This is a genomic window from Planococcus sp. ISL-110 (assembly GCF_018613575.1).
In the GTDB taxonomy this organism is placed as follows: domain Bacteria; phylum Bacillota; class Bacilli; order Bacillales_A; family Planococcaceae; genus Planococcus.
This window is the reverse complement of record NZ_JAGGPX010000007.1, coordinates 120025-141011: the sequence shown is the minus strand read 5'-3', so window position 1 is coordinate 141011 and position 20987 is coordinate 120025. Positions and strand designations below refer to the sequence as shown.

Annotated in this window: 24 protein-coding genes; 18 read left to right on the top strand and 6 right to left on the bottom strand. The window is 41.9% G+C overall.

Annotated elements, in window-relative coordinates; translation table 11 throughout:
- The 12 genes from J7I83_RS04460 (at window position 1) to J7I83_RS04415 (ending at window position 7103) form a co-directional block, all read left to right on the top strand.
- Window positions 1–396, top strand: coding sequence for a hypothetical protein (locus tag J7I83_RS04460; RefSeq protein WP_215099474.1), 396 nt, complete (start codon window positions 1–3; stop codon window positions 394–396).
- 14 nt (window positions 397–410) lie between these two features.
- On the top strand, window positions 411–746 hold the full coding sequence (gene gpG / locus J7I83_RS04455; RefSeq protein WP_215099473.1) for a phage tail assembly chaperone G: 336 nt from the start codon (window positions 411–413) through the stop codon (window positions 744–746).
- On the top strand, window positions 670–864 hold the full coding sequence (locus J7I83_RS18080) for a zinc finger domain-containing protein (protein ID WP_353048226.1): 195 nt from the start codon (window positions 670–672) through the stop codon (window positions 862–864). The genes gpG and J7I83_RS18080 overlap by 77 nt, the downstream gene beginning before the upstream one ends.
- Window positions 865–982: 118 nt before the next feature.
- The gene (locus J7I83_RS04445; RefSeq protein ID WP_215099471.1) at window positions 983–2518 is read left to right on the top strand and encodes a phage tail tape measure protein; all 1536 of its coding nucleotides are present in this window, start codon (window positions 983–985) and stop codon (window positions 2516–2518) included.
- Window positions 2519–2861: 343 nt separating this feature from the next.
- Complete coding sequence (locus J7I83_RS17980; RefSeq protein WP_215099470.1) at window positions 2862–4118, top strand: M23 family metallopeptidase; 1257 nt, start codon at window positions 2862–2864, stop codon at window positions 4116–4118.
- Between the two features lie 79 nt (window positions 4119–4197).
- The gene (locus J7I83_RS04435; protein WP_251047456.1) at window positions 4198–4485 is read left to right on the top strand and encodes a hypothetical protein; all 288 of its coding nucleotides are present in this window, start codon (window positions 4198–4200) and stop codon (window positions 4483–4485) included.
- A gap of 269 nt (window positions 4486–4754) precedes the next feature.
- Complete coding sequence (locus tag J7I83_RS17975) at window positions 4755–4889, top strand: hypothetical protein (RefSeq protein ID WP_285228672.1); 135 nt, start codon at window positions 4755–4757, stop codon at window positions 4887–4889.
- Between the two features lie 58 nt (window positions 4890–4947).
- Window positions 4948–5073, top strand: a complete 126-nt coding sequence (locus tag J7I83_RS18075; RefSeq protein WP_353048225.1) for a hypothetical protein — start codon at window positions 4948–4950, stop codon at window positions 5071–5073.
- 20 nt (window positions 5074–5093) lie between these two features.
- Entirely contained in the window at window positions 5094–5195 is a 102-nt protein-coding gene (locus J7I83_RS18070; RefSeq protein WP_353048224.1) for a DUF771 domain-containing protein, read from the top strand.
- Window positions 5196–5578: 383 nt separating this feature from the next.
- Window positions 5579–6241 (top strand): hypothetical protein, encoded by a 663-nt coding sequence (locus tag J7I83_RS04425; RefSeq protein WP_215099469.1) that lies wholly within the window; start codon window positions 5579–5581, stop codon window positions 6239–6241.
- Window positions 6242–6267: 26 nt separating this feature from the next.
- Window positions 6268–6672, top strand: coding sequence for a hypothetical protein (locus J7I83_RS04420; protein ID WP_215099468.1), 405 nt, complete (start codon window positions 6268–6270; stop codon window positions 6670–6672).
- A gap of 32 nt (window positions 6673–6704) precedes the next feature.
- On the top strand, window positions 6705–7103 hold the full coding sequence (locus J7I83_RS04415; protein WP_215099467.1) for a protein-export chaperone SecB: 399 nt from the start codon (window positions 6705–6707) through the stop codon (window positions 7101–7103).
- Window positions 7104–7663: 560 nt separating this feature from the next.
- Here J7I83_RS04415 and tnpC read toward each other — a convergent pair.
- From tnpC to J7I83_RS04395, 4 genes are all read right to left on the bottom strand, one after another.
- Entirely contained in the window at window positions 7664–9250 is a 1587-nt protein-coding gene (gene tnpC, locus J7I83_RS04410) for an IS66 family transposase (RefSeq protein WP_215099466.1), read from the bottom strand.
- A 39-nt stretch (window positions 9251–9289) separates the two neighbouring features.
- On the bottom strand, window positions 9290–9646 hold the full coding sequence (tnpB, locus tag J7I83_RS04405) for an IS66 family insertion sequence element accessory protein TnpB (RefSeq protein WP_215099465.1): 357 nt from the start codon (window positions 9644–9646) through the stop codon (window positions 9290–9292).
- The gene (gene tnpA / locus J7I83_RS04400; protein WP_215099464.1) at window positions 9643–9945 is read right to left on the bottom strand and encodes an IS66 family insertion sequence element accessory protein TnpA; all 303 of its coding nucleotides are present in this window, start codon (window positions 9943–9945) and stop codon (window positions 9643–9645) included. The genes tnpB and tnpA overlap by 4 nt, the downstream gene beginning before the upstream one ends.
- Window positions 9946–11075: 1130 nt before the next feature.
- Window positions 11076–12374 carry an LLM class flavin-dependent oxidoreductase gene (locus J7I83_RS04395; protein WP_215099463.1) on the bottom strand — a complete coding sequence of 433 codons (1299 nt, stop codon included), beginning with the start codon at window positions 12372–12374 and terminating at the stop codon, window positions 11076–11078.
- Between the two features lie 194 nt (window positions 12375–12568).
- On the opposite strand from J7I83_RS04395, the gene J7I83_RS04390 reads away from it, so the two are divergent.
- Window positions 12569–13003, top strand: coding sequence for a DUF6526 family protein (locus J7I83_RS04390; protein WP_215099462.1), 435 nt, complete (start codon window positions 12569–12571; stop codon window positions 13001–13003).
- A gap of 318 nt (window positions 13004–13321) precedes the next feature.
- Here J7I83_RS04390 and J7I83_RS17750 read toward each other — a convergent pair whose 3' ends face one another.
- Window positions 13322–13600: an MFS transporter gene (locus J7I83_RS17750; protein WP_251047455.1), complete on the bottom strand. Its 279-nt coding sequence runs from the start codon at window positions 13598–13600 to the stop codon at window positions 13322–13324.
- A gap of 92 nt (window positions 13601–13692) precedes the next feature.
- Window positions 13693–13947, bottom strand: coding sequence for a hypothetical protein (locus J7I83_RS17745; protein WP_251047454.1), 255 nt, complete (start codon window positions 13945–13947; stop codon window positions 13693–13695).
- Between the two features lie 564 nt (window positions 13948–14511).
- Here J7I83_RS17745 and J7I83_RS04380 point away from each other — a divergent pair.
- The 5 genes from J7I83_RS04380 to J7I83_RS04360 all read left to right on the top strand — a co-directional run bounded on the left by J7I83_RS04380 (window position 14512) and on the right by J7I83_RS04360 (window position 20927).
- Entirely contained in the window at window positions 14512–16089 is a 1578-nt protein-coding gene (locus J7I83_RS04380; protein WP_215099461.1) for a BCCT family transporter, read from the top strand.
- Window positions 16090–16327: 238 nt separating this feature from the next.
- The gene (locus tag J7I83_RS04375) at window positions 16328–17173 is read left to right on the top strand and encodes a DegV family protein (protein ID WP_215099460.1); all 846 of its coding nucleotides are present in this window, start codon (window positions 16328–16330) and stop codon (window positions 17171–17173) included.
- Window positions 17174–17488: 315 nt separating this feature from the next.
- Complete coding sequence (locus J7I83_RS04370; protein WP_251047453.1) at window positions 17489–18433, top strand: sensor domain-containing diguanylate cyclase; 945 nt, start codon at window positions 17489–17491, stop codon at window positions 18431–18433.
- A 333-nt stretch (window positions 18434–18766) separates the two neighbouring features.
- Complete coding sequence (locus J7I83_RS04365; protein WP_215099459.1) at window positions 18767–19768, top strand: tRNA dihydrouridine synthase; 1002 nt, start codon at window positions 18767–18769, stop codon at window positions 19766–19768.
- A 412-nt stretch (window positions 19769–20180) separates the two neighbouring features.
- Window positions 20181–20927 carry an aquaporin gene (locus J7I83_RS04360; protein WP_251047452.1) on the top strand — a complete coding sequence of 249 codons (747 nt, stop codon included), beginning with the start codon at window positions 20181–20183 and terminating at the stop codon, window positions 20925–20927.
- Window positions 20928–20987: the final 60 nt, after the last annotated feature.

The window sequence follows — 20987 nt, the reverse complement described above, 5'->3', positions numbered from 1 at the left end:
ATGAACAGCTACGAAAAAAAGAAAGCACAAATTGAACAGAAGAAACTTTGCAAACAGTATGAAATTTGGGTGTACCCTCAATCTGATATGGGTGTGATTGTCTTAACAGAAGCCGGCTTCTTTACGAATTATAATCTCTATTACCTGGATGAAGATGAAACAGAACAGCAACGATTGGCAAACGCAAAAGATGTGGCAATGCAGGCGATGGCTTATAAGTTTTCAAGGTTTTCACATCGAAATGTGATGACTAAAGAATATCGATTTGCTTTGAATAGCAAAGTACCGGGTTACGAACGGGACTTGGCGGAAGGAATTGATTACGCCATTCAGATTACGGAAATCCCTGTAGAGCAAACATCCGAACTAACTTTCGACGACATCAAAGCTTTATAGAAAGAGGTGAAAAAATGAAGAAACTCGTTATCCGCGTCTATGTGGAGGGCAAGGTGAAGAAATTCACAGCCCCTCGATTCGTCAGTTGGGACACGTTCCGTCAAACAATGGCCTTGCAGAAGCTATTTGATTCAAATGCGCCGAATGAAGCTCTAATCCCTCAATGTTATCCGATTATATGTTCCATCTTTGGTCACCAGTTCACTGTAGAACAGTTGGAAAGAGGGTACAGCGTAGAGGAAATACTTAAGAAAACGGGTGAAGCGCTGCATTATGTTTTTGCTACAGCAGATTTATCTTTTAAGGGAGAGGTGTTGCCGTTTGAAAGACGTTTTGCTAAAAGAAAGTAAAGTTTATTTGAAGGGTATGCGTTGCACCAACTGCGAAAAGCTATTGGCAAAAATAAGAGGGACTGCAGAAATCAAATGCACTCGCTGCGGAACGTATAACATCATGACGAATAAATAAAATAAATATCACGTAATTTAGAGACTCGAGAAGTCCTGCCGCTTTACATTGGCCGGGCTTCTTTTCTTTTGTGGAAGCCAGTTTGTAAAGCGAGCAACCACAAAAGAGGTGAGGAAAAATGGAACAGATACAAGGGTTGAGTATTGGACTTAACCTAGATACATCCGGGATAACTGCAGGTCTTAAGAACATGAAAAGACAACTGAAAGTTGTTGATTCGGAAATGCGCGCTAACATGAGTGTCTTTGGGAAAAGCGAGCAGTCGGTCGCAAAGTACGAAACACAACTCGATGGCATGAACAAGAAACTGGACGCATCAAAAGCTGCAGTCAATGCTGCCAGGCAAGAACACGAGCGTATGGTGCAGCAATACGGCGAGGGAAGTAGACAAGCACAGGCATCCGGTGCGGCTTACAACAATCTTGCAGCAGACTTTAATAACCTCCAGCGGCGGGCTAATGAAGTCACAGAAGAGTTTCAGAACTTTCAGCGTGAACAAGAGCTTGCGAATAGTGGATTAGGGCGGTTATCGTCTTCACTCGAATCGGTGGGGGGCAGTTTTTCCGCTGTGGGTGACAAGATGAAAGGCGTAGGCGAAAGCGTGAGTATGTATATCACTGCGCCATTAGCAGGGATAGCCGCAGCCGGATTCACAGCAGCACTCGATTTGGAAAGCGCAATGGGTAAGATACAAGCACAGACCGGAGAAACGGCTAAGGTAACGGAAGAGTTATCCGAACAAGCGAAAAGCCTGTGGAAAAATGGCTTTGGTGAAAATATGGCAGAAGCCGGAGAAGCGATAGTTGCTGTTAAAAACAACATGCAATCCTTGACCAAGGATGGTTTCGAAGCGGCAGCAGAAAGTGCCTATATTCTACAAGATGCTTTTGGTATTGAGTTGGCCGAAAGTACAAGCCTTGCCGATAACATGATGGTGACGTTCGGACTGAGCAGTAAAGAAGCATTCGACACTATGACAACCGGTTTCCAAAACGGATTAAACTTTGGTGATGATTTTGCGGATACTATGCGCGAGTATGGGCCAATATTTGCCGGAATGGGAATGGATGCTGACGAGGCGCTAACGTTCATGGAAAGAGCGCAACAGTCAGGATTCAGAAATTTAGATGTGGCAGCAGATACATTTAAAGAGTTCTCCCTCATTGCGAGTGAAGGTTCTGCGGATTTTGCCGATGCTATCGGTTTAATGGATGAAGAAACACAGGCACTCTATGAGGGTTTTAAGAACGGCAAAGTTAGTGGCGATGAACTATTTTATGGTGTCGCTAAAGGGTTGGAGTCCATAGAAGATCCAACGACACGTTTTAATGCAGGTGTAGCCACGATGGGGACCATGTTCGAAGATAACGGCGAAACAGCCATTATTAACATGGGTAAAATGCAGGAAGAGTTGTCAGCCACAGCTGGAGCAACAGAAGAAGCAGGCGCGGCGCTTTATGATAATTTCGGAGCGAAAGCACAAGGCTTGTGGAGACAATTGCAAGATGCGTTGCTTCCATTTGGGATGATTATGTTAGATTTTGCTGATCGAATATTCCCGAAAATATCAGCAGCTATGTCTGTAGCCACTGGATGGTTTACAGGGCTTTCCGCTAAAGGACATTGGAAGAATTGTCGGGAATATTTTCTCTAAGGTTAGTGGCACTTGGACGAATTTAAAAGATGCGACATCCAGAATCTTTGGCAACATTTTCACGGCTGTAAAGACTAAGTTTGATGATATCGTCAATGCTGCTAAAGCTCTTCCAAAACGTATTGGTGACGGTATTGGATCCATGGCCTCCAAAGTAAAAGATGGTGTAACAAGCGTAATCAATAATCTTGCTAGCACATTAGGAAAAGGTGTGAATGGAGTCATCGGGGGAATCAACTGGGTACTCGGTAAGATTGGCTTAGAGAAGAGTAGCAATATCCCTCTATGGGACGTTCCACAGTACGCACACGGTACTGATGCTCACCCTGACGGATTGGCTAAATTGAATGACGGACGCGGCTCGAATGCCGGACAAGAGTTAGTCCATACCCCAGATGGCAAAGTGAGAATGTTCAACGGAACAGATATTTATGCGAACTTGCCAAAAGGAACGCAGGTTATCTCGGCCATCAATACGAAAAAGCTACTGGAGAATGTTCCGGCCTACAATGGCGGCAAAGGTTTGATCAATGCAGCATTGAACAAAGGAAAAGAATTCGCAGGCGATGCTTATAACAAAGTAGCGGGTGGCGCGAAGAAAGTGATCAGTAAAGTAGTCGATGTATTCGATTATGTGAAGAATCCTGGTAAGCTATTAAACCTCGCTCTAGAAGCGCTGAGCGTGACTTCTCCGCAAGGTGGGAACTTCATTGGAGACATGGCAAAAGGCGCTTACAGCAAGGTGAAATCAAGTGTAGGCGACTTCGTCAAAGGGAAGATAAATGAATTTGGTGGAGACGGTGGCACAGGACAGGGCTTTGGTTCTGCATTCCGTAAAACTTCATCTTATGGCTTCCGTATCCATCCGGTGACAAAAAAACCGAGTATGCACTCAGGAGATGATTATGGAGCTCCGGCGGGTACACGTATACCTTCACAAGCTGCAGGGCGTGTCGTACAAGCAGGCTATCACGCTATTCGTGGGAACTATGTAAGAATCAAATCGGGTATGTTAGAGCGCATTTACCAGCACAATACACGCAACTTAGTTGGTGTAGGAGATGCGGTCAAGAAAGGTCAGTATGTCGGCACAGTAGGATCTACGGGACGCTCAACCGGGCCTCACCTTCATTATGAAGTCCTGCGGAACGGGTTGAATATCAATCCAAAAGGATTCAAGACGGGTGGCTTGATTAAGAAACAACAATTTGGATTGCTTGGTGAAGAGGGAGAAGAAGTTGTGATCCCGACTAATCCTTCACGCCGTACAGATGCGATGAAACTACTGGCATTGGCTGCAAGAAAAATCGGTATGGGGGACGGTGCTTCTGGTAGCGTTCGTCCGAATCAGTTGCCGAATGTAAGTGGTGGTAGTAATGCCATTGATTCGGTTCATGCAGCCATATTGAAATCGAATGATTTCTTGATGAAACAGGGCGAGATGTTAATGAAGCAGAATGAAATTTTAATGCAATTGTTGCAGAAAGATAGCAGCATTGTATTGGATTCGGGCGCATTGGTTGGCGGTATAGGAAACGAAATGGATGCTAAACTCGGCAAAAATTCTACAAATAACATGTACATGAACGGGGTTAGATAAGAGGGAAGGCGGCCATTAAGTTGGCTGCTTTTTTATATACATTAGAGGATTCAAAGACGATGAAATAGAAACTTCAGATATGGAGGTGGAAGGTCTGTCAATTATAGAAGTAGGAATAAACATCGATCATGAAGAAATTCGCAAACTAGTTGATGAAAAACTAGATGAAGCCATTCAGCAAGTTCTTTTCACATGGGACATAACCGAAATGACAAAAAGGACCTGTATGGGAAAGACGTTTTTGGAAGAGGAATTTCTTCGTGATCCACGTATGAAGTTACTGGAGCGACGAAAAGATAAAGGCAAGCGGTACTGGTTCTATGAGGAAAGCTTAGTGGTAATGCGGCAGATTATGGATGAGTGGTAAATAGAAACACGCCCCCGGTCGGTGACTTTGCCTTCAGAAAAAAATAAGGAGACCGGTAGGAGGTCAAGAAAAAAGATAAATATTGATTTTCTCGCGTGTAGAAGTTTGTAATTAAATGGGATTTCAATGAATGATAAATAAAAGCGCGTGGACAGAGTAAGGGAATGCTATTAGTACGTGTGCTCGAACCGTTTGTGTTTTCTAGCATGAATGTTCTCTACACTCCTGGCATAGGATTTAATATTCCAATGAGAAAGGAGTGGTCAGCTATGAACCGCGAAAACGAAGAACTGAACGAAAAGGAAATATCAGTAGAAGAACATGCACATTATGATGCTATGTACGAAAGGTATCTTCAAGAAATGGATTATTTTGATTCGGTCGATTGTCCAAATCGCTATTAAACAATGACAAGGTGCTTCCAAAACTGGAGGCGCTCTTTTTTTATGGGGGAATAGTCGAATGCAAAAGCTAAACGTTGAATTGTCAATTGAAATTCCGCCGGAGTACGTGCTAATTTCGAAGGTTGAATTCCAGCAGCTCCAGCAGAACGAGCTTCGCGGATTTTACTGGAACGCGAAGACCTAGAGCGTCACACAGGACGGAGCATGGCATGGTTAAAAGAAAACGTATTGTACCCAACTAAGTTTCGCAAGACACTGGATGTGAAAAATAACGGTTTCGTAGTGTACCCACAATCGTCTGGATAACCTTGGGCATTCCAGGCGACAAAGATGGCTGAGTTTCTTGAAACAAACTTTTCTAAAATTTTTGGAAAATAAATTACATCATTTTTAAAGCGCCTAGGAGGTCTCCTAACGAGCCATGAACTTTAATAGAAATAAGACCTAAAAAAAGTTATCTAACTCCGTTTAGGTGGTACTAAAGGACTTTTGATAGGTGTTTTTAGACATATGTACATAACAACTCATCCCGACATATCGCTGTCTTTTTGTAAATCCGGCTGGGGTGTACAAGTACTTAACCAGTGGTATAGTATAAAAAAGATACAAAATTAACTTCTAAAAGGTATTTGTCGTAACTCCAAAGCGAGACATCTTAACAACTACTTTTTATTGAAAAGGAAACTACTATGAAATTCTATCACAGTACAAAATCTGAACATGCGGCTTCCATTGTCAATGAACAAGTAATAAATCCAAGCTATTATGATTTATCCGCCTATCTCCGAGAAGTCATTTTAAGTGGTTGGTTTGATAGTGATAAGTTTGTGGATACTAATCAATTATCAATTCCTCAAAAGTTCACTGATGTTGAAGGTAATGAACAATACGTGAGTTGGCTAGGAGTTGGGGTATATTGCTTTGTAGAAACAGATTTAGAGCAAGCACAAGAATATAGTGCAAATCATGATGCAATTGTGGAGATAATTGTAGATGAAAAACTGTGTCAAGGAACCAATATTTTCAATATGGATTCACGACCTAGCAGAAAAAAACTTAAAGAATTCGTTGTTAATGGTTTGAAACAACTTGAAGATATGCAACGACCAGAAGATAAAGAGTATGTTCGGAAATTTCGAGAGATATTAGAGGCTTGTTTAGATAACAACTTTCGAGGGACACCTCACGCAGCTGGCCTACTAATTGATTTATATATGATGTTAGTTGAAAACTTTAAGATAATTAAGTGTACTTTTACCCACGGTGGAGGGAAGAAAAATAAGGATCCCTGGTTTACTCAATATGTAGCCATAAAAGATACAGAAGTAATTATTGAATTGAATCAAATCTAATAAAGAAAAAATTAGGGGTGATTAGTATGTTGAACAGTGAACAGCTCATGAAACTAAATGATATTTTTCATACCGCTATAAAACCGGTGATGCAAGAAAATGAAGAAAAACTAAATGGTTTTATGAAAAAAGTTCAAGAATATAGAGAATTTGCTACGGTGAAAAAAAATCAAACGCAAAAAGTGGAAGAGCTTCTACTTAATAGCATATATAGTGAAATGCTATTTCCTTCCTCAACTAAAAATGTTAAAAATCAAACAGTAGAAATTGCTGCAGAAAAGAAGTTGCGTCAAAATGTTAAGTTGAATGTAGAGATTAACCACACTTCTTTAAATTCAACCGATCATACAATTTCAGCAATTATAAATACAAAAATTAGTACGGATGCAGCAACAACGAATGTATCAAAAAAAGTCCCATTAGCGGCTTGAATTTTAAACGATTTCTTTAAAGGAGTATTAAAATGGAACCAGTTATCAAATTTAGAGGATATTCAATTGAGAAATTAGTCTTTACGAAAGAAGAAATGGATTTTGATGAAGAATTTGAAGACCAAGAAGATAAGGATCTAAGTCTTTCTCTAAATTACGGAGTCACAGAAGACTTTAAAGAAGGAAAAGTTGAGTTGACTGTTCGTATAAAAAATACAGAGAACGATATTAAGATATCACTCAAAGTTGTTGGGGATTTTGAAATTAATAATCTTGATGATATTGAAAAAATACACCAATTCTTATCAATTAACGGTACTGCTATACTCTATCCCTATGTACGGAGTATTATATCGATGGTGAGTAGTTTAGATTCACCTGATGCTATTTTGTTACCGACAATTAATACAAGTAATTTTGGTCAACATTAAAACGTTACTTTTATTTTTAGGCAACAATCCGGCAACAATGAAATGATTTCCTGTAGTTTTCTATACAACGAAAAAATGAAAACCTTCTATATAATAGGGTTTTAAGCATCCTATAGAAAGTTATATCTACTACTCTTCAATGGGCGGCAACAATGAAATCAATAAATGAAAAACAGGAGAGCGGCGGCTCTTCTTTTTATTCAGTATTTAAAACCATGCGACATAGTTTCTGAAACTACGTAAGGATTCTTAAGAATATTCTTCACCTAAAAGATACTTATAAAATGTTCATGCTTTGTTCATGCTGGGGTTTGATGAGACGTTTGTTAAGTCGATGAGTAAAACTAAGAATGTTGATTTTAAAGCGTTATTCGAACCTGTTTTTAGATATTTGTCGTAGGGATAGATGGGCGGCATGATGTAATAGAATAGTTTCTCTTAATTGAGAAGCTGTCTATTGTATAAATAGTTAGTAAAGAAAAGTAAGCGTCAAATAGTGAACACGTTGCTTCTTAGAAAAGAAAATGCCTTTCCGATTTTTTGTCGGAAAGGCATTTTTGTTATTTTTTCTTTTGAATGTAACAGTCTTTTGGAAGCTCCCTTGACCAGGGCATGAGGTGATCGATGTTCAGTTCTCTACTCATGTCGAGCTGCGGAAGTTCTTCGAAAAGAAATTGAAGATAAAAAAATGGATTCAAGCCATTCTCTTTGGCGGTCTCTACGAGACTGTATGCAATGGCGCTTGAATTCGCTCCATTTGTTGATGCAGCGAACAGCCAATTCTTTCGTCCGATGACGAACGGTTTAATCGACCGTTCGGCTCGATTGTTGTCGATCTCAATCCGGCCATCTTTCATGAACGTTATCAACTTGTGCCATTGATTCAATGAGTAAGTGATGGCTTTACCCGTTGCCGATTGGGGCGCAATGATTTCTTTTTGTTCATTCAGCCATGTCAAATAAGCATCCAGCACGGGCTGACTGTCTTTTTGGCGTATTTTCAACCGTTCTTTGGCATCTAGCTTCTTGATTTTGCGTTCAATCGCGAATAATTGGTTACAGAAGTTGAGCCCCTTTTTGGCAATCGTCGATCGGGTGGCACTTGATGATGGACTCTTCAATGCCTTCAACGCCTCATCGAATTTTCGGCGCGCATGTGCCCAACAGCCAGCGAGCTCCACATTCTCAAGCGATTCGTAGCCGGCATATCCGTCGACGTTGAGGTAGCCCTCGTATCCCTTCAAGAAATCCTTCGGATTTTCACTCGATCGGTTCGCGCGGTAATCGAAAAGGACCATCGGTTTTTTCGTTACAGCACTCGTGCGATAGAGCCACATGTACGACTTGGATTGCGCTTTCTTACCAGGCTCATCGAGCACTTGCAGGCTCGTCTCATCGGCATGAAGCAGGTTTTCCTGCAGGAGTTGCCGGTGGAGATGATCGTAAAATGGGCTCAACCAACGGGACGTACTCGAAATCATCCAGTTCGAGAGGGTCTGGCGGTTCAATGGAATCCCCATCCGTTCCAATTGCTTTTCCTGGCGGTAAAGCGGTAGCCCGTCCGCAAATTTTTGCGTCATGATGAAGGCGATTGCGGAAGGTGAAGCCAGTCCCTTCGGGATGACCGGATTTGGCATCTTCGCTTTAACGATGGGTGTCGTAATTTCGTGTTTTTCGCAATGCCGGCAGCTGTAAATGTGCTGAACGTGTTCGACCACTTTGACCTGTGCCGGAACGATTTTCAGCTCCTGGCGGATTTGGTGGCTCATTTCATGGAGTGCGTGATCGCACGCCGAACAGACCTTCTCTGAATCAGAGAGGTCGTAATGGATGGTTTCGACCGGCAGGTCTTTCAGCTTCTCTGCACGGCCGCCAATTTTCTTGCGCGTGTAGCTGATCGTTTCCATCGTCGGTTCCGCCAATAAAACGGAAGAAGAAATTTCGGCTTCATTGAATAGTTGAAGAGCCAACTGGTTGTCATCCGTCTTTTCGCTGGATGAACCAAACTGTTTATGCTGGCCCAGCTTGAACTGCTCTTCGTACCATTGCACCTTCAACTCTAGTGCCTTCATCTGGTTCTCGAGTTGCGCGTTTTTCTTTTCCAGTTCTTCAATTGTAGGTGAGGTGTTTCCGTCCATTGTTTTCATAGGTCTAAGAATAGCACAGAATTTCAGTGTCAAAAAGACCTAAATGATTTTTTTCGCCGCCACGGATGGGTGTGCCTGGCGCTGGTTCAGCGGCAGACCATCAAGTAACCAATTCAACTGCCGCGACGTGATGGGAAGAGGCTGGCTGGACCCAGGGTCCGGCCAATCGAACAACCCTTTTTCCAAGCGGCGGTAATAGAGCCAGAAGCCGTTGTGATCCCAGAACAGAATTTTGAGCTTGTCTTTCTTCCGATTACAGAACACAAAAAGCGCATTGGAGAATGGGTCGAGCTGGAATAATTCCTGAACGATGACCGCCAGTCCGTCAATTGACTTCCGGAGATCCGTCGGTCCAGCTGCCAAATACACCCGCTCGACGATTCGGCCGTTCATCATAATTGTTCAAGTGTCCGAAGGACCTTCAGTAACAGTTCATCCTGGAAGCCACTCATCACCTCGATTTCTACATTTTTTATTTTCAACGTAATCGTATCTCTCACCGGTTCCTCGACCATACAGGAGACCCAAGCGGTCTCAGGTTTTTCTTTGGAGACGGGAGACTGCTTGCGCAGCCAATATTTCATCGTATGAATTTTGATGTCATTTTTCTCACACCATTTGGCTAACGATTCTCCGCTTTGCCGATATTCATTTATTTGTTCTGTCCAATAGATTGCTTTCTCTTTTCTTATCAAAGAAACTCCTCCCAAAAATTCAATTCTGGAAAGAGTATCTCACGAAGTTTCTTCTATTAAAATGTGTTCGCTATTGGACGCTTACAAAGAAAAGACTACTTCCTAAGTTAAAGGAGGTAGTCTTTTTGTGTTGATGGAATAGGAGCGAATTAAGACATTACGTAATTATCAATAGGTATAATGACAATCATTTTTATCCCCCTAATATTTGTAATTATCTTATGGCTGTCTTATTTCATTGGTATGATTAGAAGAAAAGTTGACTTAGTTGGTGAGATTAATTTTACAATCGGCGAATATTGAAAATGTGAACAGTAGCCAATAAAATGTAAAAGTGTCAACATCGGTTCAATTCCCTTGATCATAGGTGGAACAAATTTTTTTGTATGTACTACTTTGCAGATGAGTATTCATGTGGCACTTTGGCAACCACCTAAAAGTAACGAACAGGTATTAATTATTGGCCGAGACATAATCGCTTATACAGCTATTCTAGCTATCAGGCCGATGGAGTTTGAATGTTATATTCAGACTTGAGTTAAATAGAATACAAACAACAAATGACATTAAACTTTCATGCTGATAAAGCTGTCACAAGCAGGAAGCAACTCGGCATAAGCCTGTTATTAGTAACGACATCTTCATTGGTGGTTTTGATTCGGTGTATGGTTGCAATAGAAGCCGCGAAAGTTTAGCGGACGCATTGAGATTTTTTAAGGAGAATGGAAAAATCACGGTCGAATTTTGGGCAGGGGGAAAGCGTTAAAGGGGACCTTTGTTTGTACCACTGAAATTATCCGTCGTTGGCATGTACGCTTATTCTAAAAAAGAACTATGGCAAGGAAAAGAGTTATTGATGTACAACTTACTTATTAAACTTATTGAAAAACAGCCTAACTATCTACGAATGTAACTCGTTACGCCTGAATTTCCACGGCAAACTATGAAGAAAAGGTTGTCGCGAATATAGAACGAGGAAAATACAGATCAATTAAAAGCATATTAAAGATATAGTCATCAACCATCTATAAAACGACCAGAGAGAATATCCTCTGAATACAAAAAACTGTAGACAACTCGAAAAAAATCGAGTTTTCTACAGTTTTTTCTTAGTGGTTAAACACATGCCGCTATTCTACATAAGGCAACTCCAAGTTATCACGCAATGTCGTTCCTGCGTATTCCGTCCGGAAAATTCCGCGCTCTTGAAGAATCGGTACCACTTTATCCACAAACGCTTCGAGTTCACTTGGCAAATTGGCAATGATCATAAAACCGTCTGCTGCTTGTTGTTCGTACCATGATTCAATCAAATTCGCGACGTATTCGGGTGTACCCATAAAAGGTGTGCGTGGTGTAGCTTCGCGTAACGCTACTTGGCGCAAGCTTAAGTTTTCCTGACGTGCTTCTGCTTTAATGCGATCGGTATCGCTTTGGAAACTGTTTTTGCCCATGGTTCCGATATCCGGAAACGGTTCGTCTAGCGGGTACTGGGAAAAATCATGGTGTTCAAACAGACGCCCTAAAAAAGCGAGAGCTTGTTCGGTAGTTACTAAACTAGCCAGTTCTTCGTATTTTCGTTCGGCTTCTTCTGTTGTCTCTCCGATAATGGGGCTGATTCCTTGTAGGACCAGTATGTCATCTGGGTGACGACCGCTCAAAAGGACTTGTTCTTTGACGTCTTTATAATACTGCTTGGCTTCTTCTATTCTAGGCATAATGGCAAACACCGCATCTGCTTGTTGTGCAGAAAAGGCAATGCCTGCTTTTGATGAACCTGCTTGAAAAATGACCGGCTGACCTTGTGGCGAGCGGCCGATATTTAATGGCCCTTGCACAGAAAAGAACTCGCCTTGATGATCCAACCTATGCAATTTAGCTGGATCAAAAAACTGTCCGGATTTTTTATCACGAACAAATGCATCATCTTCCCAAGAATTCCATAAGCCTTTCATGACGCTAACAAACTCCGCAGCCATTCGGTAACGCTCGGCGTGACTGGGATGATCGTCTAGTTGTTTGCTGAAATTCAATGCCGTCTTTTCCAGTCCAGACGTTACCACGTTCCACCCGGCTCGCCCGCCGCTCAACATATCGAGTGAAGCAAACTGTCGCGCGGCAGAAAACGGCTCGCTATACGTTGTGGATAAGGTGCTAACGAGTCCGATGTTGAACGTTACCGCTGCAAGTGCAGAAAGAATCGTTAACGGTTCAAAGCGATTCAAGTAATGGGGGTTTGATTTTTCATTTATGTACAAAGCATCTGCAATAAAAACAAAATCAAATTTGCCGTGTTCAGAAATTTGCGCTTGCTGTTTATAAAAATCAAAACTGACACTGGCATCGGATGGCATAGCAGGATGTCGCCAATCCGAAATTTTTTCACCGGCTCCGTGAATCATGGTTCCAAGTTTTAGTTGCTTTCTCACATTGCATTGTCCTCTCGATAATCCTTTGTCTTAAATTATCATACGAGTCACGTTATGCGTCAAGATAGGTGTCATGTGGAAGGTTTTGAAACTGTGGAACTTAACCGAAACTTCATTAGACTCACAAGCAATAAAATAGGAAAAAGTATTGCAGTATAGTATGATGCCCCTGTAGAGAGTTAAGGAGTGAAGAAATGAAAGAACAATCGTATGAAAAACATGTACGTTATCCAAGGTTACAGCTTTTTTTCTGGGTACCGTTAAGCTTTGTATTGCTTTTAACAACGGCTAGTTATGGAATTTATCAATTTGTGAAAAATGGATTTTCGATGCAATTATTTTTGATATTTGCAATTATTATCCTCGCGATTATTCCAGGAATGCTCGCGCGAATTTACGCACTTACGTTGCAAGATCGCTTGATTTGCACCGAAGAACAATTGCGCTACTTTATGCTGACAGGAAACCGTCTAGATCCGCGCCTAACAAAGTCACAACTAATCGCTTTGCGTTTTGCGCCTGATGCGGAAGTAGTGGCGTTAGCTGAACGTGCAGTAGTTGAAGAGTTATCCGCAGACGCTATTAAAAAGTCTATAAACATGTGGCGCGCTGATCATCAACGCGTTTAAATCTAATAGTGGTGTATACTTTCCAACTTCGATCAAAGTGAGACCCATTAGTCTACTTCACAATAAAAGTAATCGATTAAAAGAATTTTCTCTACTCACTTCAGGATTCGGAGCATCAAGTGGCGACTCCTGCGGAAGAACGGAGTGATGAGACCCCGCAGGAGCTTGCGACGAGGAGGCTCAGCGCTTCGTCCGCGGAAAGCGTCCACTGGGTGCGGAGAATCCCATATACATACGAAAAAATGAGTTCATATTCTTTTGTCTACAACCAAAAAGCTCACGCTATCTTTTACAGATAGCGTGAGCTTTTTATGTGCGTTAATTTTCCTTCGTGACTGGTTTTGGACTTTTAATAGCAAATGATAATAGGAATCCCAATGCTGCGATAGCTCCAGCGACAACAAAGGCCATATTCACTCCATGAATCGCGCCAGCAACTGAACTGTCACTAGCAGCAGTAACGGTCACGGTCACAAGAACGGCCGTCCCTATCGCGCCTGAAATTTGGCAGAATGTGTTGTTCATCGCTGTCCCATGAGGAATTAAATGATCTGGCAACTGTTTTAACCCAAGTGTAGTGGAGGGCATCATCACCATTGAGATTCCTCCCATTCGAATGGCATTCAATATGGCTAAATAGAGGAATGTCGTGTCTTGAGATAAGTTGGCAAAGAAAAAAGTTGTGACGGTCAAAATGGCAAAGCCAATACGCAATAACCATTGTGCCTGCTGCAAACAAACTCATAGCGGTTAAAAATAAACTGCAGCCATTGCACGGTACTTTCGCTGATTTTTAGATCGTTCATAATCGGCGGAAGGGCTGTAGCAAGAAGTGTTTGATTCAAAATGGTTATAAAAGCACCTGATAGCAAGACAGCTAAAAGAGGAATATGCTTTTTCAAATCAAACGGTTGTGTATTATCAAGAGCTTGTGAACTGACCATTAATTGAATAGCACTCCTTTAGTTTAATCGTGAATTTGGGTTTGGGATGGTCACGAAAATGATAGTTGGTATTTCTTTGTCATAGATGTTATTTGTCTATACCTCAATTACCTTGTTTATAGTCCTTTCTATCAGGAGATTAGTAAAGAGAGTTTTCGTCAAGACGTTTATTTATGACGGGGAGAAGTGCAACAGTAGCTAAGCTATCAAATCTTCAAAAATAACGGCACATTTTTAGGAGGAAATGCGATTTAAATCCCATAAAATGGTTGGATACTGACACGAATTCTTCAATTATTTATCTAAGAGTCAAAAGGATTGGTAAATTGTGTGTATCTCATATACAATTACATACTTATTGCCAAAAAGCTTTTGAGTGCCGTGCTGCTCCGATGCGAAAGAAAAGGCAAAGACAATTGAACATACTGTTTAGAAATAGATGTGCAGAGCACGCTGTCACACAGAGCAGCTATTGAGATTGAAATCATCATCGTGGAGTGATTTCTCCACTTTTTATAGTGGTATGTGTTTATAGCACATGCTGAAACTAGGAGGTTTTATTTTTTGAAGAAATATGGATCGAAGACAGATTGGCCCGTGCTGTTCATCAGTGGTGGGTTACTTGTCGCTTTTGTTATTGCAGCATTTATCAATGTAGAGCTTGTGTCAAATAGTGTGGATCAATCATTTGCTTTTGCCGTGAAATATTTTGGGGCATTTTGGCAAGTCTTGTTATTGGGAACATTTTTTATTGCACTTTTTCTAGGCTTTTCGAAATACGGCAAGGTTCGGCTAGGTGCTATGGACAAGCCGGAAATTGGGTATTTTAAATGGATTGCCATGATTATGACAACCTTACTAGCAGCAGGAGGCGTATTTTGGGCAGCCGCTGAACCAATGTTCCATTTTCTTGATGTATCCCCTAATTTTACGGGTTCAGGTGTAGAGTCGGCTACTGAGAGTGCCATTGTTCCTGCCTTTGCCCAGTCTTATTTACATTGGGGATTTCTTGCATGGTCAATTCTTGGGACGCTTGGAACAATCGTTTTAATGTATGCTCATTATCAAAAAGGCATGCCGCTAAAACCGCGTACGTTACTATACCCGTTGCTTGGTGAAAAAATCATGAAAAACAGTGCATTGGGTACGATTATCGATGCATCTGCAGTGATTGCGGTCGCAGCCGGAACGATTGGACCTATTGGTTTTCTTGGCTTGCAAGCCGCGTACGGGATGGAAGCATTGTTCGGAGTGCCGAATAACTTGTTTACGCAAGTGATGATCATCATCGTTGTAGTAGCGATTGCAACAATTTCAGCTATTACAGGTTTGCGTAAAGGAATACAATTTCTAAGCAATTTGAATATCATTATTACACTCGTTTTAATGGTCGCCATTTTAGTGTTAGGGCCAGGCGGATTTATCTTTGATACGTTTCTTGCAGCAACTGGGGTTCACCTTCAGGAATTCCTGGCAATGAGTACGTTTCGCGGGGATTCTGATTGGTTAGGTTATTGGACCGTCTTTTTCTGGGGCTGGTTCCTTGGGTACGGACCAATGATGGCGATTTTCATTGCTACCATTACACGTGGACGCACGATTCGTGAGTTGATTTTTGCGGTTTCTATTATTGCGCCAACCGTCACCGCATTTTGGTTTACGGTTGTTGGCGGAACAGGGATGTTTTACGAACTTTCTCAGCCAGGGATTGTATCAGATGCATTAAACACTTCGGGTATGCCAGCTGCAATGGTGGCCATTACGCAACAATTGCCACTTAGTTCAGTTATAGCTCCGCTGTTCTTACTTGTCACTATTTTATTTGTTGTCACGACAGCCGACTCGATGGCGTATACCATTTCGGTTGCCATCACAGGCAATGGTCATCCGCCAAAAATTATGCGTGTTTTTTGGTCAATTATTATGGGTGCTGTAGCAATTGTGCTCTTAATGATTAGTGAAGGTGGTATTCAAGCTATACAATCGTTTATTGTCGTTACAGCCATTCCCGTTTCGTTGCTGTTATTGCCGACGTTCTGGGCAGCACCAAAAGCTGCGAAAATCATGTTTGAAGATCAGTTTGGCAAAAGCGCTAAATCGAAGAGTAGAGCAATGGGGACAAACCCATTAAAAGGCGTATAAATAGAAATGATTTTTGCGACGAAGAATAAAATAACTTGAAAACAGCCAGCATCTCACCGTGAGTATGCTGGCTGTTTTTTAGTAGGAAAAACGATATATGTTCAAAATATGGCACCGCTTTCAATATTTCAACTTAATATGACAACTGTCACTAGCACTCTATGGAGCTGTCATGTAAATTAGCGAGAGTAGATGGCTGATTCCGATACTAAATTTGCATTTAGAGGAGAAATTTTTAATGAAAAGAATAGCTTGGATTACGGATACAGCTGCGCAACTAGATGATGTTTTCATCCGAAAACACAATGTACATATCCTGCCACTTAGTGTTGTTTTTTCCGATGGGTCATTTAGGGAATCCATCGATCTTACACAAGGGGAGTTTTACGATAAATTACGCTTATCTAAAGTTTCACCGAAAACCTCACAACCTGCAATTGGGGAGATGGTTTCTTTATACGAAAAGCTTCAGTTAGAAGGATACGATTTTGCGGTTGCTTTACACTTATCCAGTGGACTTTCAGGCACATTTGAAAGCGCCCAGACAGCTGCAAAGATGACAGGCTTTAAAGTGTATCCGATTGATTCGAAAATCGGGTCTTTTCCGATGGTTAAAATGATTGAAATCGGTGATGAGCTGCTGGCTGATGGTAAAGACGTAGAAGAAGTTGTGGCAACGATTAAGGAAATGACCACTAAATCAAAGCTGTCTTTTATTCCCTCGAGCTTGAACCAATTGCATAAAAGTGGTCGTGTTTCGGGAACACAAGCATTCGTCAGCAATTTGCTGAACATTAAAGTGGTCATCAGTTTTGAGGACGGAAAACCTGTCATGAAAGAAAAAGTCCGTTTAAATAAACGAGCAAAAGACAAGGTGACTTTTTCACTTCGTGCGGATATGGATACAGGTACTGTGCCGGAAGTTGCTGTTATTCATTGCAATAACGCCCCTGACGCAGAAATCTGGAAGAACGAGCTATTGCAGGAGTTTCCAGAGTTGAAAGTGCAAGTTGCTGCACTTAGTGTTTGCGTAGGGGTCCATGCGGGTGAGAGGACTACCGGATTAAGTTGGGTTACTTATTGATTTTTCGTTATAAAATTTAAATGTGCGAGAAGCCAGATTGCACTGATGTACTCTTTTGAGGTGGGCAAAAACTCAATAAACGTTTCAAAAAGGGGGCGAATCCATAATGGTTTCGGCCTTTTTTATTTGTCTCTGATTGAAAGGGCAGTGCCTAATCTTTAGAGTGGATTTATTTTTGTTCGGTCATTGTATAAGCGCTGAAGTTGTTGAACACCTACTAGTTTTGTATGTTAAACTTTAAGAAATATAGTAAGATATGTCCTTTGACATTCGGTTGATAAAAATGTGATTTAATAATAAACGAGGTGCTTTATAATGACGACATTTCAAGAGTTGCAGATGTATAAGAATTTTGATGAGTTGGCCAGAGATGTACTGGATCTTGCAAAAGAAATTTTGCCTGATCAATTGATATATTTAAGCTCTCTTAGCGATACACAACAAGTTGTTCTCAAACTTTCAAATGAGGACACGAACATTCTCGTAACTGAAGGAATGGTCATAAATCTTAATGACACCGTTTGCAACCGCATTGATTTTGATGAAAAACAACCTCTGATATATGAAGACATGAGGGAAGAAAGCAGTTTGGCTGATATAAGAAATGTGTTCGAAGATGCCAATATCAGGTCATATTTGGGAATTCCAATTTCTTTTATGAATGGGGAGAAATTTGGGACATTGTGTGCGGTGAACGATGAAGTCAGCAACTTTGATACGAAGAGCGTCCAGTTGCTGCAAAGAATCGTCAGGATGTTTTCCTATTATTTGGATCTGGAACGTTCTGTTTACAGAGATCCGTTGACTGAACTGTACAACAGACGTTACCTTGCCAATTTCTTTGAAGATCGTGCCAAAGATGGAGGAGTGCTATTCTTTCTTGATTTGGATGGATTTAAAAAGGTGAATGATATTCATGGCCATGATGAGGGAGACCTGGTATTGAAGGAAGTCGCGTTGAGGCTTCAAAATTTTGCGGATGAACACCGAGATGCTTTTGCGATCAGATTAGGGGGGGATGAGTTCGTCATGCATTTTCCCTATCTACCCAGCAGAGAGGACATGGGCAAGCAGGCGGAACATGTACTCGACAGCTTAAGTACTTGGGATGCCGCCTATCAACTTTCCACCAGTATTGGAATTGCAACGTATCCGGTCAATCACACAGGCGATTTAAAGACGCTTCTTAAAAATGCAGACCATGCTTTATATGATGCAAAAACAGCAGGGAAAAACACGTATAAGTTTTTTAGCCTGTGAAACGCAACATATGCCAGTTCCAAATAGGTAGAGCGTCAACTCGTTGATCGGGATTGGCGCTTTTTGTATCGAAGAAAACCAGTTGTTGATGTGATTCTGGTCCAAGTTGTTGAAGTGCGGCAGAATAGTTCGTGGCTCTTCTGCAAAAGGATATTCTGTTTAAAGCACGCCACTTTCCACAAAGGTGCGATTCGTGTAAACTGTATAAGGTTAAGAAAAAGTGGAATGACGTTATATGTCGTTGATAGTTAGTAATCGTCAGTATAGATGCAATAAGAATATTTGGATGAAGGGCTGGCCCCCATCCCGTAATGAAAGGATTGGAATTTGAATATGAAAGAGAATTTTTGGCGTGATTTGCCGCGACCGTTTTTTGTGTTAGCGCCGATGGAAGATGTCACGAATGTTGTTTTTCGCCATGTAGTGGCTGAAGCAGCAAGGCCTGATGTGTATTTTACCGAGTTTACGAACACGGAAAGTTACTGTCACCCGGAAGCGGTTTTCAGTGTGCGGGGACGTTTGACGTTTACAGAAGATGAACAGCCGATGGTGGCTCATATATGGGGGAACAAACCCGAGCATTTCCGCGAAATGAGTATCGGCATGGCGAAGCAGGGCTTTAAAGGGATTGACATCAATATGGGTTGTCCTGTGCCAAATGTGGCAGCAAAAGGAAAAGGCAGTGGCCTGATCCGCTACCCTGACAATGCAGCCGAAATCATTCAAGCAGCAAAAGCTGGCGGATTGCCTGTCAGTGTCAAGACGCGTCTTGGTTACACCGACGTGGACGAGTGGAAAGGATGGCTGACTCATGTATTGGAGCAGGACATCGCCAATCTATCCATTCATTTGCGGACCAAAAAAGAAATGAGTGCAGTGCCAGCGCACTGGGAACTTATTCCGGAAATCAAGAAACTCCGCGATGAAATAGCGCCGGATACACTTCTGACGATCAATGGGGATATTCCGGATCGCCAGGCAGGCCAGGAGCTGGCCGATAAATACGGCATCGATGGCGTTATGATCGGACGCGGGATTTTCCATAATCCGTTTGCCTTTGAAATCGAGCCGAAAGAACATGACAGCAAGGAATTGTTTGATCTGTTGAGGCTGCACCTGGATCTTCACGATAAATATTCCACAGAAATCGAGCCGATTTCCTTCAAGCCGCTCCGCCGTTTCTTTAAAATCTATGTCCGCGGAGTCCGTGGCGTCGGTGAATTGAGAAATCAATTGATGTATACAGAAAAGACAGATGAAGTACGTGCCTTGCTTAATGACTTTGAGGCTGCGATAGAAGCAGAAAATTTGGCAGAAGCTGTAGAAAGCAGCTGACCTTCAAATAGCTGCTTAAAAAATCAGTTTGCATAAAAAGGTTCCCCATCAATTCGTTGAGTTGTTGGGGAGCCTTTTTTTGTTTTTACAGCTTAAGGAATTTCTTGCGTTTTTTTGGGTATAAAACTACAATGAAAGCAAAAATATATTACTGAGAGAATTCCCCCAAAAAAACTGACGATAGAAGGTGGGCAAGAACCAATAGATAACAAATGGAAAGGAGTATAGCTTGCCAAAAAAAGTTGAAAATGTTGGATTCCAGTTACACTTTCAAAAACGCGTATTGTATAAAATGATGCAGCAGTCCGGATGAAAAGGGTCATGTCACTTTCTGAATGCCAGGAACTCTAGCTTTAATGTAATGAGAAGAAGCAAGTCTTTTGGAAATTCATTCAGGTTGGAGGAGTGGATTATGATGAAAAAATATTTGGCGGAATTTATAGGAACCTTTATTTTAGTGTTCTTAGGCACCGGTGCAGCAGTCGTTTTGGGCGGTTATACAGGAGGGACGGACACAGGATTTCTTGGCGTTCTTGCCATTGCCTTTGCCTTTGGACTTTCAATTGTAGCAGCCGCTTATGCTATCGGCCACATTTCAGGATGCCACGTCAATCCGGCGGTTTCGCTTGCCGTGCTGATGTCTGGCAATCTGACGGTTAAAGAATTTGGGGGATATGTAATTGCACAGGTTTTAGGGGCATTCGCAGGAAGCTCGGTCCTCGCCTTTGTCAACGCCAGTTCGACAAGCCTGGAAGGGTTTGGCGCAAACGGTTATGGGGAGTTGAGTGGCGTCGGTTTAAATCTGACTGGCGCTCTTGTCGTAGAAGTAATTCTTACTTTTATCTTTGTGTTGGCCATTTTGGGCGTGACCTCAAGCAAGGCAACTTCTCATATGGGCGGAATTGTCATCGGGTTAACGTTGACGCTGGTCCATATTATCGGCATCCCGTTGACCGGTACTTCTGTAAATCCCGCGAGAAGTCTGGCACCCGCTGTTTTTGCTGGCGGCGATGCACTTGCTCAAGTCTGGCTATTCATTGTCGCTCCTCTTATCGGAGCAGCTCTGGCAGCCCTTGTTTTTAAATCTTTCTTTGTGGTAAAAGAAGAGACAGGGATTGAAGTAGCTGGAGAGTCGGATATCGACCTATCCGGCAAGTAAAAAAAAGACTGCTTCCTATTTCGATAGGAAGCAGTCTTTTTCTGTTCAGATTCTATTTAT